Below are 15,816 nucleotides of genomic sequence, written 5' to 3' on the forward strand. Positions count from 1 at the left end.
AGATCCACCGTTTGGCGAGACTGAAGGCCCGTGCGCACAGCGTGCGCGGCAGAGGGAGGCCCGATGTCCGCCCACACCGCTCCACCAGCCGGGGAAGACGGGCCACGGCCCGCCGGGGAAGAAACGCTGCGGCGCAGCCTCGGCTTCCGGGACCTCGTCGTCTACGGGCTCCTGTTCATCGCCCCGATGGCCCCGGTCGGCATCTTCGGCACGCTCGACGCCAGGTCGCACGGCGCCGTCGCACTGGTGTACGTCGTCGCGACGGTCGCGATGGCGTTCACCGCGTTCAGCTACGCGCAGATGGTGCGGGTCGCCCCGCAGGCCGGCTCTGTCTTCACCTACGCGCGCGTGGGGCTCGGTGAGGCGCCGGGGTTCATCGCCGGGTGGATGGCGATGCTCGACTACCTCCTCATCCCGGCGGTCGCCTATCTCTTCTCCGGGATCGCGATGAACGCCCTGGTGCCGTCGGTGTCGCGCTGGGTGTGGACAGCTCTGGCCGTGATCATCACGACGCTCCTGAACCTGTGGGGCGTGCGGGCGGCGGCCCGGGTCGGCTTCGCGGTCCTTGCGATGGAGATCGTCGTGCTGCTCGTGTTCCTCGGGTCGGCGATCGTCGTACTCGTACGCGACGGGGCGGAGCGCGGCTGGCTGTCCCCGCTGACCGGGGACGGGTCGCAGGGCGCGTTCGCACTGTCGGCGGTCGTCGGCGCGGTGTCCGTCGCCGTGCTCTCGTATCTGGGCTTCGACGCGATCGTGTCGTTCGCGGAGGAGGTCACGGGCGGCTCGGCGAAGGTGGCACGGGCGGTGCTGTTCTGTCTGGCGCTCGCGGGTGTGCTGTTCATCGCGCAGACCTATCTCGTGGCGCTCCTCGAACCGGTGTCGTCGGCGGAGCTCGCCGCGGACCCGGCCAAACAGGGGTCCGCCTTCTACGACGCGATCGACGTGTCGGTCGGCGGGTGGCTGCACGACCTGGTGGCGGTCAGCAAGGCGATCGGCGCGGCGTTCGCGGCGCTGGCCGGGCAGGCGGCGGCCGGGCGGCTGCTGTTCGCGATGGCCCGCGACAGGCGGCTGCCGAAGGCGCTGGCGCGGACGGACTCCGGGGTCCCGCGGGTCGCGCTGCTGTGCGCGGCGGTGGTGACGCTGGTCGCGGCGGTCTGGGCGGCCCGCAGGGACGACGGCCTGGACCATCTGGTCTCCGTGGTGGACATCGGCGCTCTCACGGCGTTCGTGCTGCTGCACGCGAGCGTGGTGGGCTGGTTCGTGGTGCGGCGCGGCGGGGGGACCTTCAGCTGGTGGCGGCATCTGCTCGTGCCGGTGCTCGGCGCGGCCATCACGGTCGCCGTGATCGTGGAGGCGTCGGGCACGGCCCAGGTGGTGGGCGCGATCTGGCTGGCGGTGGGACTCGTGGTGCTGATGGCACAGAGGGGGCGGCGGGGCGGGCGGGTGGTCTGACGGGGCGTCCGGCTGCGACGCACCCATAGGCGCCGGCCCCGTGCAGGTACACCCTTCGCGTCACGGAGCGTTGTCGGTGGGTACGGCTACGCTCACCGGCATGGCTGTGAATACGTCCGCGGACGCCCCGCTGCCCGTCGGGGAGGTGTCGCGGCTCATCGGGCGGTGGATCGACCGGCTCGGTGCCGTGTGGGTCGAGGGGCAGATCACCCAGCTGTCCCGGCGCCCCGGCGCCGGCGTCGTGTTCCTGACGCTGCGCGACCCGTCGCACGACATCTCGGTCGGCGTCACCTGCTACCGGCAGGTGTTCGACGCGGTCGCGGACGTCGTGAGCGAGGGCGCGCGCGTCGTCGTCCAGGCGAAGCCGGAGTGGTACGCGCCGCGCGGCCAGCTGTCGCTGCGGGCCTCCGAGATCAGACCGGTGGGCGTCGGTGAACTGCTCGCCAGGCTGGAGCAGTTGAAGAAGACCCTGACCGGTGAGGGGCTCTTCGCGCCCGAGCGCAAGAAGGCGCTGCCGTTCCTGCCGCAGCTCATCGGGCTCGTGTGCGGGCGCGCGTCGGCCGCCGAGCGGGACGTCCTGGAGAACGCGCGGCACCGCTGGCCCGCCGTCCGCTTCGAGGTGCGCAATGTGCCGGTCCAGGGCGTGCACGCCGTGCCGCAGGTCGTGCAGGCGGTCAAGGAGCTGGACGCGCTCGACGACGTCGACGTGATCATCGTGGCGCGCGGCGGCGGCAGCGTCGAGGACCTCCTGCCGTTCTCGGACGAGCAGCTGGTCCGGGCGGTCGCCGCCTGCCGTACGCCGGTCGTCTCGGCGATCGGCCACGAGCCGGACAACCCGCTCCTCGACCACGTGGCGGACCTGCGCGCCTCCACTCCGACCGACGCGGCGAAGAAGGTCGTGCCGGACGTCGGCGAGGAGTACGAGCGGGTGCAGGGGCTGCGGGACCGGGCGCGGCGCAGCGTCGAGTCGTTCGTGGACCGCGAGGAGCGCGGGCTCAGACATGCCCTCGCCCGGCCCGTCATGGAGGACCCGCACCGCATGATCGAGGTGCGCGAGGAGCAGGTGACGTCGCTGGCCGAGCGCGGCCGGCGCACGCTCGGGCACCTCCTCGACCGCGCCGAGTCGGAGCTGTCGCACACGCACGCGCGCGTGGTGGCCCTGTCCCCCGCCGCAACCCTCAAGCGGGGTTACGCGGTGCTGCAGAAGACCGACGGGGACGTCGTGCGCGCCGCGGACGACGTGGCGGCGGACGAGGTGCTGCGGGCGCGGGTCGCCGAGGGCGAATTCACCGTACGGGTCGAGAACGCGAACGTACGGGTCGAGACCGGGAACCAGGAGAACGCATGACCACGAAGACCGACGAGGCCGGGCTCGGCTACGAGCAGGCGCGGGACGAGCTGATCGAGGTCGTCCGGCGGCTCGAGGCGGGCGGCACGTCGCTCGAGGAGTCGCTCGCGCTGTGGGAGCGGGGCGAGGAGCTGGCGAAGGTGTGCCGGCGCTGGCTGGACGGGGCGCGGGCGCGCCTGGACGCGGCGCTGGCGGAGTCCGGTCCCGACGGGGGCGCGGACGAGGAGTAATGAGCGGCGGGGACCTGCGGACGGTGAGCGGGACGAGACGCGGCGTCAGGGGTTTGTGAAGCGGGTCACGAGGTTCCAGTTTTGGTTGAATGTTAAACGGTGCTGACGTACTGTCGTGTGCATCGGCTGATCCGTTCGCAGCGTCGCGACGGACCGGCCGCACCCCCAGCACGTACGTATCGAGAAGGTTGATCCATGTCTCTCGTTCTTGACCCCGCCGCCCAGGACCTGCTGTTCCGCGAGGCCCGCACCGCGAACACCTTCACCGACGAGCCGGTGACCGACGAGCAGGTCCAGGCGATCTACGACCTGGTCAAGTTCGGCCCGACGGCGTTCAACCAGTCGCCGCTGCGCATCACGCTGGTCCGCTCCCCGGAGGCCCGCGAGCGCCTCGTGCAGCACATGGCCGAGGGCAACCGTCCGAAGACGGCGTCCGCCCCGCTGGTCGCGATCCTCTCCGCGGACAACGAGTTCCACGAGGAGCTCCCGGCGCTGTTCCCGCACTTCCCGCAGGCCAAGGACGTCTTCTTCGCGGAGCGCCCCGCCCGTGAGGGCGCCGCCGCCCTGAACGCCACCCTCCAGGCCGCGTACTTCATCATCGGCGTCCGCGCCGCCGGCCTGTCCGCGGGCCCGATGACCGGCCTCGACTTCGCCGGTGTCCAGAAGGAGTTCCTGGACGACGACCACACCCCGCTGATGGTCATCAACATCGGCAAGCCGGGCGAGGACGCCTGGTTCCCGCGCTCCCCGCGCCTGGAGCACGACCAGGTCATCACCACGATCTGAGTACTCCCGCACACTTCACGGGAAAAAGGCCCCCCGGCAACAGCCGGGGGGCCTTTCCCATGCGTCGAAATCCCTGAGACCCCCCGCGCGGAAATCCCGGAAGTACCTACTTCGTCCGCAGCGCCCCGGCCATCTTCGTCAGCTGCGCGAACGACGCCGTGCCGGTCACCACGGTTGTCGACTTGTCGGCCTCGAGCACCAGGGCGTCGTACTGGTCACCCTTGTAGCGCCGCCAGGTCTCGCCGCCGATGCGCTGCGTCGCGCTGGTCTCGGTGGCGCCCTGGCTCGTCCGGTCGATGAAGGCCGACGCCTTCTCGGTGGACTGCTCGATGCCCACGTACTGCCCGTCGGCGTCGTGGAAGCCGAGGTGCCAGGCGTCGAAGTTCGAGCCCTGGAACCGCACCGACGTCGCCTTCCAGGACTTCCCGAGTCCCTCGGGCGCCGCCACCGGGTACGGAGCGGCGCGTCGCGCCGTCAGCAGCTCCACGCGGTAGTCCACGCGCTTCACCGGCGGGGTGCCGGAGTTGTCGTGCGGGACGAACACGTAGATGCCTGCCGCCGCGATGACGGTCGCGCCCATCGAGAGGACCAGACTGCCCACGGTCTTCTTGCCTTTGGTACCTGCCACGCCCCCATCGTCGCAGGTACGTGAGCGATCACCGCACGTGGGCCCGGTCTGCTCATACGTGGGGCCCTCTGCTCATTTTGTCGGCCTGACGATAGAGTCGGGGCCATCACCCTCATCCGGCCGTCGTCGTATCAGAAAGGTGCGTCTCGATGACCGAGCATCACCAGTTGCCGTCCGAACTCGAAGTCCCCGCGGAGGCTCCCGACCGGAACCTCGCCCTGGAGCTCGTCCGGGTCACCGAGGCCGCGGCCATGGCCGCCGGCCGCTGGGTCGGCCGCGGCGACAAGAACGGGGCGGACGGCGCCGCCGTGCGCGCCATGCGCACCCTCGTCTCCACCGTCTCGATGAACGGCGTCGTCGTCATCGGTGAGGGCGAGAAGGACGAAGCCCCGATGCTCTACAACGGGGAGCGCGTGGGCGACGGCACGAGCGCCGAGGTCGACATCGCCGTGGACCCGATCGACGGCACGACGCTCTGCGCCAAGGGCATGCCGAACGCCATCGCGGTCCTGGCCGCCGCCGACCGCGGCACCATGTTCGACCCGTCCGCCGTCTTCTACATGGACAAGCTGGTCGCGGGCCCCGAGGCCGCCGACTACGTGGACATCAACGCCCCGGTCGCGGTGAACATCCGCCGTATCGCCAAGGCCAAGCGGGCCGCTCCCGAGGACGTCACGGTCGTCATCCTGGACCGGCCGCGCCACGAGGGCATCATCAAGGAGGTCCGCGAGGCCGGCGCCCGGATCAAGCTGATCTCCGACGGCGATGTCGCGGGCTCCGTACTCGCGGTGCGCGAGGACAGCGGCGTCGACCTGCTCCTGGGCATCGGCGGCACCCCCGAGGGCATCATCTCGGCGTGCGCCATCAAGTGCCTGGGCGGTGTCATCCAGGGCAAGCTGTGGCCCAAGGACGACGAGGAGCGCCGGCGGGCGATCGACGCGGGCCACGACCTGGACCGGGTCCTGTCGACGAACGACCTGGTCTCCGGCGAGAACGTGTTCTTCGTCGCCACCGGCATCACGGACGGCGAGCTGCTGCGCGGCGTCCGCTACCGCGCCGAGAGCGCCACGACGTCCTCGCTGGTGATGCGCTCCAAGTCGGGCACGATCCGTCAGATCGACTCGCAGCACCGGCTGTCGAAGCTGCGCGCGTACAGCGCGATCGACTTCGACCGCGCCAAGTAGGTCGCGACCGGCAGGTCGCGCCAGGCAGGTTCTTTCCCCTTACGCGTTCGGGGCGCCCCTTTGTGCGGAGGGGCGCCCCATTCGCGTATCGGGAGGGTCGTCAGCCGGCCGCGCGGATCTGGTCGACCGAGCTCGTCGCCTTCTGGAGCTCGACCTCGCGCCGGCGCCTGCGGGCGAGGACCACGCGGCGCTCGGCGGCGGTGAGGCCGCCCCACACCCCGTAGGGCTCGGGCTGAAGGAGCGCGTGCTCGCGGCATTCGACCATCACGGGGCAGCGGGCGCAGACGCGCTTGGCCGCCTCCTCGCGGGACAGGCGGGCCGCGGTCGGCTCCTTGGAAGGGGCGAAGAAAAGGCCGGCTTCGTCGCGCCTGCACACGGCCTCCGTGTGCCACGGGGCGTCCTGGTCCCGATCTCGCACTGGCCCCCGCTGCGGGGGGACGGCGGCGACCTGCAGGGACTGATGCGGCGGATGCAGCACGGTCTACTCCTGACGACGGCTTCGCTAGCGAGCGACGATGCAGCAACCTCTACCCGCTGTGTGCGCGCCTATGCACTGAGTTCCGAAGGACGGGAGTTCCCCGGCCCCGCTCCGCCGCGCCTGAGCCGTGCGTCCGCCGCCCCGGAGGCAGGTCAGCCGTCGAGGTGTTTGCGCATGCGGTCGTGCAGATCGCGCAGGCGTTTGCCGCGCTTGGGCTTGGCCTCGATGTTGCCGAGGACCGCGATGCCGTCGACGTAGACCACGGGTGCGTCCGGTTCGGCCGAGTCGAGGGTGTCCACCTCGAAGTTGCCGAGGACACCGCCGCCGCTGCCGCGCAGCGAGATGTTCTCCGGGACGCGGACCTCCACGTTCCCGAAGACGGAGACCGCCTTGATCACGACCTGCTGGTACTCGAAGATCGCCTCGCTGAGGTCGATCTCGATGTTGCCGAAGACGGCGTACGCGTGGGTCCTGCGGCCCACGCGCCAGCGGCCCTTGCGGGTCGAGGTGCTGAAGACGGCGACCAGGTTCTCGTCGGCGACCGCGGGGACCGCGCCCGTGGTGGGGCGGTTCGGGGCCGGCGAGGAGGCCGCGGGCCGGCGCTGGGCGTGGGCACCGGGCAGGTCCCTGACGAGCGGCTCCAGCTCGGCTTGGGTCTTGGCGCGGTACACCCCGTCGATCCGCTCGGCGTGCTCCTCCGCGGTGAGCCGGCCCTCCGCGAGGGCCTCGCGCAGGATGTCCGCGGTGTGGTCGCGGTCGGCGTCGGAGGCACGCAGATCGGTCTGCGGCGCGGGCTGCTCGGGGCGCTTCTCAAGGTCCACCGGGCCAGCGTACCCAAACGCGATAGATCGCGACTAGGGGGCGTCGGCGGGAACTGAGCCTTACCTCACAGGTTCGCCCGTGCCGTCAGGTCCTACGCTGGTTGGCGCTGCCAATGGATGCCAGCTGCTAACGGCCGAAAGAGGAATGGGCGAGATGCCTGAGTTCGCGTACACCGATCTGCTCCCCCAGGGCGAGGACACCACCCCCTATCGCCTGGTGACCACGGAGGGTGTCTCGACCGCCGAGGGGCCGGACGGCCGTACGTTCCTGAAGGTCGAGCCGGAGGCGCTGCGCAAGCTCGCCGAAGAGGCGATCCACGACATCCAGCACTACCTGCGCCCGGCCCACCTCGCCCAGCTGCGCCGCATCATCGACGACCCGGAGGCGTCGGGCAACGACAAGTTCGTCGCGCTCGACCTGCTGAAGAACGCGAACATCGCGGCGGCCGGCGTGCTCCCCATGTGCCAGGACACCGGCACCGCGATCGTCATGGGCAAGCGCGGCCAGAACGTGCTCACCGAGGGCGGCGACGAGGCGGCCCTCTCGCGCGGCATCTACGACGCGTACAAGAACCTGAACCTGCGCTACTCGCAGATGGCCCCGCTGAACATGTGGGACGAGAAGAACACCGGCTCGAACCTGCCGGCGCAGATCGAGCTGTACGCGACCGACGGCGGCGCCTACAAGTTCCTGATCATGGCCAAGGGCGGCGGCTCGGCCAACAAGTCCTTCCTCTACCAGGAGACGAAGGCGGTCCTCAACGAGGGCTCGATGATGAAGTTCCTGGAGGAGAAGATCCGTTCGCTCGGCACGGCGGCCTGCCCGCCGTACCACCTGGCGATCGTCGTCGGCGGCACGTCCGCCGAGTACGCGCTGAAGACCGCGAAGTACGCCTCCGCGCACTACCTGGACGAGATCCCCGCCGATGGTTCCGAGCTCGGCCACGGCTTCCGTGACAAGGAGCTGGAGGAGAAGGTCTTCGAGCTGACGCAGAAGATCGGCATCGGCGCACAGTTCGGCGGCAAGTACTTCTGCCACGACGTACGCGTGGTGCGTCTGCCGCGGCACGGCGCCTCCTGCCCGGTCGCGATCGCCGTGTCCTGCTCGGCCGACCGCCAGGCCGTCGCGAAGATCACCGCCGAGGGCGTCTTCCTGGAGCAGCTGGAGACGGACCCGGCGCGCTTCCTGCCGGACACGACGGAGGAGACCCTCAGCGAGAGCGACGAGGCCGGCGACGTCGTGAAGATCGACCTGAACCAGCCGATGGACGACATCCTCGCCGCGCTGACGAAGTACCCGGTCAAGACCCGTCTCTCCCTGACCGGCCCCCTGGTCGTGGCCCGCGACATCGCGCACGCCAAGATCAAGGAGCGCCTGGACGCGGGCGAGGAGATGCCGCAGTACCTGAAGGACCACCCGGTGTACTACGCGGGCCCGGCGAAGACCCCGGAGGGTTACGCGTCCGGTTCCTTCGGTCCGACCACGGCCGGCCGCATGGACTCCTACGTCGAGCAGTTCCAGGCGGCGGGCGGCTCGAAGGTCATGCTGGCCAAGGGCAACCGCTCGCAGCAGGTCACCGACGCGTGCAACGCGCACGGCGGCTTCTACCTCGGCTCGATCGGCGGCCCGGCCGCCCGTCTCGCGCAGGACTGCATCAAGAAGGTCGAGGTCGTCGAGTACGAGGAGCTCGGCATGGAGGCGGTCTGGAAGATCGAGGTCGAGGACTTCCCGGCGTTCGTCGTCGTGGACGACAAGGGCAACGACTTCTTCAAGGACCCGGCCCCGGCGCCCACGTTCACCAGCATCCCGGTGCGCGGCCCCGGCCTCGCGTAACACCTGACGCACGCCAGTGGGGCCGCCCGTCGCCGTCACGGCGACGGGCGGCCTTTGTGCTGTCTGCGAGAAGGTCATGCGAACCGCTGGCCCGCCGAGCCGTCGCAGTTCTGGAGCCGTACGTCTTCCTTCGCCGAGGCGAGGGTCAGGCACAGGCCCGTCGAGGCGGCCGGGCGCAGGGTGTCGCCCTGGCGGACGAACTGCTGATTGGTGCCGCCGTGGCAGTTCCACAGGACGAGGGCCGTGCCCGCCTTGTAGGCGCTGCCGGGGACGTCCACGCAGCGGTCCTGGGTGAGTTCGGAGTGCAGGGACCGGCCGGCGGTGTCGTACCACCACCCCTGGTTACGGGTCCCGGAACAGTCCCAGCCGATGACGGCGGTGTTGTTCGCGCTGCTTCCTCCCTTGGCGTCGGCGCACGTGCCGGTGCCCGCGTTCTTCAGTGGCCGGTACGCGTCGTCCCAGCCGCCCTTGTAGAGCTTGGGGGTGCCGGTGCTGGCCGAATCGGCGCAACCTGCTTCCCGGTAGCCGGAGTTGTAGAGCTGGGTGAGGCAGGAGGCGAAGGCGCCGTGGCCGCGCGCGTTCGGGTGGAAGGACTGGCGCACGGAGTTGGAGTCGGGCGGGAACGGGTTGGAGACGTCCACGTAGAGGCCGCGGGCCCAGGTGTCCTCCATGCAGACCTCGTGGCCCTGGAAGAGGCGGGAGTTGTCGAGGTAGAAGGCGCCGGACTCCTGGGCGGCCTTGCGCATGCCGCGCTCGAAGGCGGGGACGGCGGCGTTGCGGCCCCAGGCGGCGTCGGAGTCGTAGCCGAGGCAGCCGCCGGGCAGCTTGCCGGGGAAGTTGGGGTTGTCGTGGATGTCGGGGCCGATAGGGCTGGGGTAACCCATGAGGACGAGCTTGTAGTCGCTGTCGGCGTAGCCCGCGCCGCGCATCACGGTCTTCAGGTCGGCGACGGTCGACTCGACCTTGGGCACGAGCCCGTCGACCCTGGCCTGCCAGCCCGGCGCGTACTTGGGCTCGCACGTGCCCTGGAGGGTGAGGTAGCGGGTCACGCAGTCGGTCATGACGGGACCGAACTGGAGGTCGTCGTTGGCGCCCGCGACGAGCACGATCATCTTGATCTTCGTGTTGCGCGCCTTGACGGCGAGAGCGTCGCTCTGCACCAGCTCGTCGGCGTACTGCTTGCTGCCGCCGATGCGGATGTTGCCGGTGTACGCGCCCGAGCAGGAGACGTTGTACGTCACGTCGGCCGGGATCCCCGTGCGGTGGATGGCGGAGTCGGGCGAGCGGTGACACCAGTTGTCCGGACCGTTCGTACCGGCCTCGTAGGTGCCGACGCCCTCCCCCGAGATCTCGCTGTCCCCGAGCGAGATGAGGGCGGTCCTGCGGTCGGCGAGGGGCCTCTCGGCCGGGTCCCCGTAGAGCTTGGTGGCCTCGGCGGCGCGGATCTTCTCGAGGTCGGGCGGGAGCGGGGTGGTGCCCGCGGCGGCGGGTGCCGCGGACGCGGCCGGCGCGGTCAGGCCGACGAGTGCGGCGGCCGTCGCCGCGACAACGGCGACGGCGCATCTGATGCTGGGTCTGGTGCGGTGCAGGACGTTCATGACGCCTCCCCGGTTTGGGTGTTACCCGAGGTATTTACTGGCGGGTAAGAGACTTGGGAATAGCCAGAACAAGACAAGTGCTCATGTTTTACGGAGGGATGACGATGACGACGGCGATGAATGACGGCGGCGGCGACGACAGCGGCCGGTACCGGATCGAGCACGACTCCATGGGCGAGGTACGGGTCCCCGCGGACGCCAAATGGCGGGCCCAGACGCAGCGGGCCGTGGAGAACTTCCCCATCTCGGGCCAGCGCCTGGAGCGCGCCCACATCGAGGCGCTCGCCCGCATCAAGGCGGCCGCGGCCCATGTGAACGCCGAGCTCGGGGTCGTGGACAAGGACATCGCGCAGGCCATCGCGGAGTCGGCCGGCGAGGTCGCCGACGGGCGCTGGGACGACCAGTTCCCCGTGGACGTCTTCCAGACCGGCTCGGGCACGTCGTCCAACATGAACACCAACGAGGTGCTCGCGACCCTCGCGACGGAGCGCCTCGGCCGCGACGTCCACCCGAACGACCATGTGAACGCGTCCCAGTCGTCGAACGACGTCTTCCCCTCGTCGATCCACATCGCGGCCACCGCCGCCGTCACCCACGACCTGATCCCGGCGCTCGGCCATCTGCGGGCGGCCCTGGAGCGCAAGGCGGAGGAGTTCGCCGACGTCGTGAAGTCGGGGCGTACGCATCTGATGGATGCGACGCCGGTGACGCTGGGGCAGGAGTTCGGCGGGTACGCGGCGCAGGTCGCGTACGGCATCGAACGCCTTCGGGCCTCGCTGCCGCGCCTGGCCGAACTGCCGCTCGGGGGAACGGCGGTGGGCACGGGGATCAACACGCCGCCCGGGTTCTCGGCCGCCGTCATCGCGGAGGTGGCGCGGACCACGGGCCTGCCGCTGACCGAGGCGCGCAACCACTTCGAGGCGCAGGGCGCGCGCGACGGCATCGTGGAGACCAGCGGGCAGCTACGGACCATCGCCGTCGGTCTGACGAAGATCGCCAACGATCTGCGCTGGATGGCGTCGGGCCCCCGCACCGGACTGGCCGAGATCAGCCTGCCGGACCTCCAGCCGGGCTCGTCGATCATGCCGGGCAAGGTGAATCCGGTCATTCCCGAGGCGGTGCTCATGGTCGCCGCCCAGGTCACGGGGAACGACGCGACGGTCGCCGCCGCGGGCGCCGCGGGGAACTTCGAGCTCAACGTCATGCTGCCGGTCATCGCCAGGAACGTCCTGGAGTCGATCAGGCTTCTCGCCAACGTCGCGCGCCTGCTCGCCGACCGGACCGTCGACGGCATCACCGCGAACCGCGAGCGCGCCCGCGAGTACGCCGAGTCGTCACCGTCCGTGGTAACCCCGCTGAACAAGTACATCGGCTACGAGGAGGCCGCGAAGGTGGCCAAGAAGTCGCTGGCCGAACGCAGGACGATCCGCGAGGTCGTCCTGGAGGGCGGCTACGTGGAGCGCGGCGATCTCACGGTCGAGCAGCTCGACGAGGCGCTGGATGTCCTGCGGATGACGCGCCCGTAACAGCGTTCGGCGACTGACCGAATTCATGACGCGCACCGCAGCGTCACGTGCCGGGGGCACCTAATATCTGTCCATGACGGACCGGACGAGCATTCTGGCGGGTGAGACCGACGGCAGCGTTGGGCGCTGGGCGCCCGGCAGCCGGATTCTGTGGCGCTACCGGACGAACGGCGGGGAGGGCTTCCACATCTGCCGCCCCGTCACGGTCGTCGAGGACAGCGCCGAGCTGCTCGCCGTGTGGCTGGCACCCGGCACCGAGTGCGTGAAACCGGTCCTGGCCGACGGCACGCCGGTGCACGAGGAGCCGCTGGCCACCCGGTACACGAAGCCGCGCACCGTGCTGCGCGACCGGTGGTTCGGCACCGGCGTCCTGAAGCTGGCGCGACCCGGCGAGCCCTGGTCGGTGTGGCTGTTCTGGGAGCCGGGATGGCAATTCAGGAACTGGTACGTGAACCTGGAGCAGCCGCAGATGCGCTGGGCCGGCGGCGTGGACTCCGAGGACCACTTCCTCGACCTGTCGGTCTACGCGGACCGCACCTGGCGCTGGCACGACGAGGACGAGTTCGCACAGGCGCAGATCGCGGGCCTGATGAGCGCGGCGCAGGCGGAATCCGTACGGAGAGCGGGGCGCGCCGCGGTCGAGGTGATCGAGGGCTGGGGGCACCCGTTCCCCGACGGCTGGCAGCACTGGCGGCCCGATCCGTCGTGGCCGGTTCCCGCCCTTCCGGGTGACTGGGACCGTACGCCCGCGCATGTGTCCTCATGAGACCCTTGATGCGCCCCCGTGGTTCAAACGTAGGATCGTCCTCCGCAAGTGCGCACACGTACAACTCTTCGTGCTTGCAGCAGGTCTGACACGATGTCAACGAGGTCATCGAGGGGCGGCGGGACCGTGAGTCACGGCAGCGAGGGTTACGAGACGTACGGGAGTGGCCGCCGGACCCCGGTGCCGGACCGTACGGGCCAGGCCGAGGCCTTCGACGCGATCGGCGCCCGCTACGACGACGCCTTCCCGCACAAGGAAGGCCAGTTGGCCGCGGTGGACGCGCTGCTCGCGGGCCTCGCACCCGGCTCGCGCATACTCGAGGTGGGCTGCGGCACGGGAGTTCCGACGAGCCGTCAACTGGCGGACGCGGGACACTCGGTGGTCGGCGTGGACCTGTCGGCCGGCATGCTGGAGCTCGCCCGCAAGAACGTCCCCGAGGCCGAGTTCCACCAGCTGGACCTCGCGTCGCTGAGACCCGAAACAGGCCAGGAACAGGGCGAGTTGGGCGAGTTCGACGCCGTCACCTGCTTCTTCACGCTGCTGATGCTGCCGCGCGCGGAGATCCCCGCGGCGCTGCGACGGCTGCGCTCGATGCTCCGGCCCGGCGGGCTGCTCGCCCTGTCGATGGTCGAGGCCGATCTGGACGACGCCGAGATTCCGTTCCTGGGGCACACAATCCGGGTATCGGGTTTTCTGCGGGACGAGCTGCGCCAGGTCGTACGCGACGCGGGACTGGAGATCACCGGCGAGCACACGTACGCGTACGCTCCGGCAAGCACCGATGTACCACCCGAACACCAGCTGTTCTTCAACTGCCGGCGCGCCGGAAAGTGAAGCGGCACGTCGTTAGGCGCGCAGCCCAGGACGGACGGATTCGAAACGCGTGACGGAGCACCCCACCTCCCACGAGGGCCGCCGGCCGGCCGCCCGCCCCGCCGCCCCCGCGGACCCCCGCGGGGCTCTGAGGCGCGCCTCCGACGCGTTCCCCGCACAGGGGCGCCCCGGAGCGACCGCGTCCGCCGACGACGCCGACCCCGCGCGCCGGGGGCCCGCATCGGGCGCCTCCGCACCGCGCGGTGCCGCGCCCGAGCACTCCGGCGCGGCACCCGTACCCGAGCCCCCGCGCCGTGAGAGCGGTGGCGGTGGGGTGCCCGGGCGGCGCAAGCCCGGTCCCGCTTCCGGGGCCGGTGGGAGCGCGCCCGAGCACGCCCTGTCGGACGCCGGACCGGACGATCCGCACCGGACCAGGCCCGTGCCCGACCGGCGGAGCGGACAGGCGCGGCCGCCGGGGACACCCGTCCCGATGCGGCGGGACGGGGACCGGCTGCGCTTCGTGGGCGCCGCGACCCGGCGGATCGCCCGCGGGATCGATCTCGACGAGATCGTCATGGGCCTGTGCCGCGCGTCCGTGCCCACGTTCTCCGACGTGATCCTGGTGTATCTGCGGGACCCGCTGCCGGTCGGCGACGAGCGGCCCACCGGGCCCGTCGTGCTGCGGCTGCGCAGGACGGACCGGCTGCGCCTCATCGAGGAGGGCGCCGAGGACCCGGACACCGACGGCGGCGGACTCCTGACGATGGCGGCCGGCGCCGCCCAGGGCGACCCCGTCACCGCCGAGCTGTGCGAGGTGCGGACCGGCGGCGCGCTGGCCGAGGTACTGAGGGGGGTACGGCCCGTGTTCGCGGACTCGCCCGCCGCCCTGGCCGCGCTGCCGGAGCTGCTCGGCGACGACCCGGACCTCGCCCTGCCCACCGGGCAGCGGGCGATCCTCGCGCCGCTGCGCGGGCGCCGCCGCGTCATCGGTGCGGCCGTCTTCCTGCGCCGCCCCGAGCGCCACGCGTTCGAGAACGACGACCTGCTGGTCGCGGGACAGCTCGCCACGCACAGCGCGCTCGGCATCGACAAGGCCGTCCTGTACGGCCGCGAGGCGTACATCGCCGACGAGCTCCAGCGCACGATGCTGCCCGAGACGCTGCCGCGGCCGACGGGCGTGCGCCTCGCGTCCCGGTATCTGCCGGCCGCGGAGACCGCGCGCGTGGGCGGCGACTGGTACGACGCGATCCCGCTGCCCGGCAGCCGCGTCGCCCTGGTCGTGGGCGACGTCATGGGCCACTCCATGACGTCCGCCGCGATCATGGGCCAGCTCCGTACGACCGCGCAGACCCTCGCCGGTCTCGACCTGCCGCCGCAGGAGGTCCTGCACCATCTGGACGAGCAGGCCCAGCGCCTCGGCAGCGACCGCATGGCGACCTGCCTGTACGCGGTCTACGACCCGGTCTCGCACCGCATCACCATCGCCAACGCGGGCCACCCGCCGCCGGTCCTGCTGCATCTGGGCGGCCGCGCCGAGGTGCTGCGGGTCCCGCCGGGCGCCCCGATCGGTGTCGGCGGCGTCGACTTCGAGGCGGTCGAGCTGGACGCCCCGGCGGGCGCGACACTCCTCCTCTACACGGACGGTCTGGTCGAGTCGCGGCTGCGGGACGTGTGGACCGGGATAGAGCAGCTGCGGGAGCGGCTCGCCGCGACGGCCCAGCTGACGGGCCCCGACCATCCGCCGCCGCTCGAGGCACTGTGCGACGAGGTCCTCGACATGCTCGGCCCGGGCGACCGGGACGACGACATCGCGCTGCTCGCGGCCCGGTTCGACGGGATCGCGCCGAGCGACGTCGCGTACTGGCTCCTTGAGCCCGAGGACGCGGCGCCGGGCCGGGCCCGCCGTCTGGCGCGCAGCGCGCTCGCCCGGTGGGGCCTGGAGGAGCTGACGGACTCGGTGGAGCTCCTTGTCAGCGAGGTCGTGACGAACGCCGTGCGGTACGCGTCCCGGCCCGTCACGCTGCGCCTGCTGCGGACCGACGTGCTGCGCTGCGAGGTCGGCGACGACGTGCCGCAGCTGCCGCGGCTGCGCCAGGCCCGCGCCACCGACGAGGGCGGGCGCGGCCTGTACCTCGTCAACAGGCTGGCGCGGCGCTGGGGTGCGACGCGGCTGAGCACCGGCAAGGTCGTGTGGTTCGAGCTGTCTCATGGCAACGGCACGGGATCGCCTGCCTGAACCTGCGCGTATACGAGTGGGGGCCGGCCCCCGCGGTGGAGGGGCCCCCCCCGGGGGGGCAAGTGAAGCCGTGAGGGCCGCGGGGGGGTTGGTGGGCGCGTGGCCCCGCGTCGGCG

At 71.3% G+C, this 15,816-nt stretch carries 14 protein-coding genes; 10 read left to right on the forward strand and 4 right to left on the reverse strand.

Annotation, left to right across the window (positions count from 1 at the left end):
* The first annotated feature begins 63 nt into the window (after nt 1-63).
* The 4 genes from ACWFR4_RS09500 to ACWFR4_RS09515 all read left to right on the forward strand — a co-directional run bounded on the left by ACWFR4_RS09500 (nt 64) and on the right by ACWFR4_RS09515 (nt 3,816).
* The gene (locus ACWFR4_RS09500) at nt 64-1,452 is read left to right on the forward strand and encodes an APC family permease (RefSeq protein ID WP_453651751.1); all 1,389 of its coding nucleotides are present in this window, start codon (nt 64-66) and stop codon (nt 1,450-1,452) included.
* A gap of 100 nt (nt 1,453-1,552) precedes the next feature.
* Nucleotides 1,553-2,800 (forward strand): exodeoxyribonuclease VII large subunit, encoded by a 1,248-nt coding sequence (xseA, locus tag ACWFR4_RS09505; protein ID WP_453651753.1) that lies wholly within the window; start codon nt 1,553-1,555, stop codon nt 2,798-2,800.
* Nucleotides 2,797-3,030, forward strand: coding sequence for an exodeoxyribonuclease VII small subunit (locus ACWFR4_RS09510; RefSeq protein WP_453458963.1), 234 nt, complete (start codon nt 2,797-2,799; stop codon nt 3,028-3,030). The genes xseA and ACWFR4_RS09510 overlap by 4 nt, the downstream gene beginning before the upstream one ends.
* A gap of 195 nt (nt 3,031-3,225) precedes the next feature.
* On the forward strand, nt 3,226-3,816 hold the full coding sequence (locus tag ACWFR4_RS09515) for a malonic semialdehyde reductase (RefSeq protein WP_116510431.1): 591 nt from the start codon (nt 3,226-3,228) through the stop codon (nt 3,814-3,816).
* Between the two features lie 106 nt (nt 3,817-3,922).
* On the opposite strand, the gene ACWFR4_RS09520 is transcribed toward ACWFR4_RS09515, so the two are convergent.
* On the reverse strand, nt 3,923-4,444 hold the full coding sequence (locus tag ACWFR4_RS09520) for a DUF4245 domain-containing protein (protein ID WP_453468970.1): 522 nt from the start codon (nt 4,442-4,444) through the stop codon (nt 3,923-3,925).
* A gap of 149 nt (nt 4,445-4,593) precedes the next feature.
* Here ACWFR4_RS09520 and glpX point away from each other — a divergent pair, with 149 nt between their 5' ends.
* The gene (glpX, locus tag ACWFR4_RS09525; protein ID WP_375997715.1) at nt 4,594-5,628 is read left to right on the forward strand and encodes a class II fructose-bisphosphatase; all 1,035 of its coding nucleotides are present in this window, start codon (nt 4,594-4,596) and stop codon (nt 5,626-5,628) included.
* A 100-nt stretch (nt 5,629-5,728) separates the two neighbouring features.
* On the opposite strand, the gene ACWFR4_RS09530 is transcribed toward glpX, so the two are convergent.
* Nucleotides 5,729-6,106, reverse strand: a complete 378-nt coding sequence (locus ACWFR4_RS09530) for a WhiB family transcriptional regulator (protein WP_116510437.1) — start codon at nt 6,104-6,106, stop codon at nt 5,729-5,731.
* Between the two features lie 152 nt (nt 6,107-6,258).
* Nucleotides 6,259-6,927, reverse strand: a complete 669-nt coding sequence (locus ACWFR4_RS09535) for a DUF1707 SHOCT-like domain-containing protein (RefSeq protein ID WP_453651755.1) — start codon at nt 6,925-6,927, stop codon at nt 6,259-6,261.
* Between the two features lie 154 nt (nt 6,928-7,081).
* Here ACWFR4_RS09535 and ACWFR4_RS09540 point away from each other — a divergent pair, with 154 nt between their 5' ends.
* Nucleotides 7,082-8,761: a fumarate hydratase gene (locus ACWFR4_RS09540; protein WP_453651757.1), complete on the forward strand. Its 1,680-nt coding sequence runs from the start codon at nt 7,082-7,084 to the stop codon at nt 8,759-8,761.
* A gap of 74 nt (nt 8,762-8,835) precedes the next feature.
* Here the strand turns inward: ACWFR4_RS09540 and ACWFR4_RS09545 are convergent, their stop codons facing one another.
* Nucleotides 8,836-10,359, reverse strand: a complete 1,524-nt coding sequence (locus ACWFR4_RS09545; RefSeq protein ID WP_453651759.1) for a ricin-type beta-trefoil lectin domain protein — start codon at nt 10,357-10,359, stop codon at nt 8,836-8,838.
* Nucleotides 10,360-10,475: 116 nt separating this feature from the next.
* On the opposite strand from ACWFR4_RS09545, the gene ACWFR4_RS09550 reads away from it, so the two are divergent.
* The 4 genes from ACWFR4_RS09550 (at nt 10,476) to ACWFR4_RS09565 (ending at nt 15,700) form a co-directional block, all read left to right on the forward strand.
* Entirely contained in the window at nt 10,476-11,885 is a 1,410-nt protein-coding gene (locus ACWFR4_RS09550; protein WP_453468681.1) for a class II fumarate hydratase, read from the forward strand.
* Nucleotides 11,886-11,958: 73 nt separating this feature from the next.
* Nucleotides 11,959-12,651 (forward strand): cytidylyl-2-hydroxypropylphosphonate hydrolase, encoded by a 693-nt coding sequence (fomD, locus tag ACWFR4_RS09555; RefSeq protein ID WP_453651761.1) that lies wholly within the window; start codon nt 11,959-11,961, stop codon nt 12,649-12,651.
* Nucleotides 12,652-12,744: 93 nt separating this feature from the next.
* Nucleotides 12,745-13,485 carry a class I SAM-dependent DNA methyltransferase gene (locus ACWFR4_RS09560; RefSeq protein ID WP_453651763.1) on the forward strand — a complete coding sequence of 247 codons (741 nt, stop codon included), beginning with the start codon at nt 12,745-12,747 and terminating at the stop codon, nt 13,483-13,485.
* A 49-nt stretch (nt 13,486-13,534) separates the two neighbouring features.
* Nucleotides 13,535-15,700 (forward strand): SpoIIE family protein phosphatase, encoded by a 2,166-nt coding sequence (locus ACWFR4_RS09565; protein WP_453468680.1) that lies wholly within the window; start codon nt 13,535-13,537, stop codon nt 15,698-15,700.
* Nucleotides 15,701-15,816 lie beyond the last annotated feature (116 nt).

Source organism: Streptomyces sp. NPDC055140, from assembly GCF_053607285.1.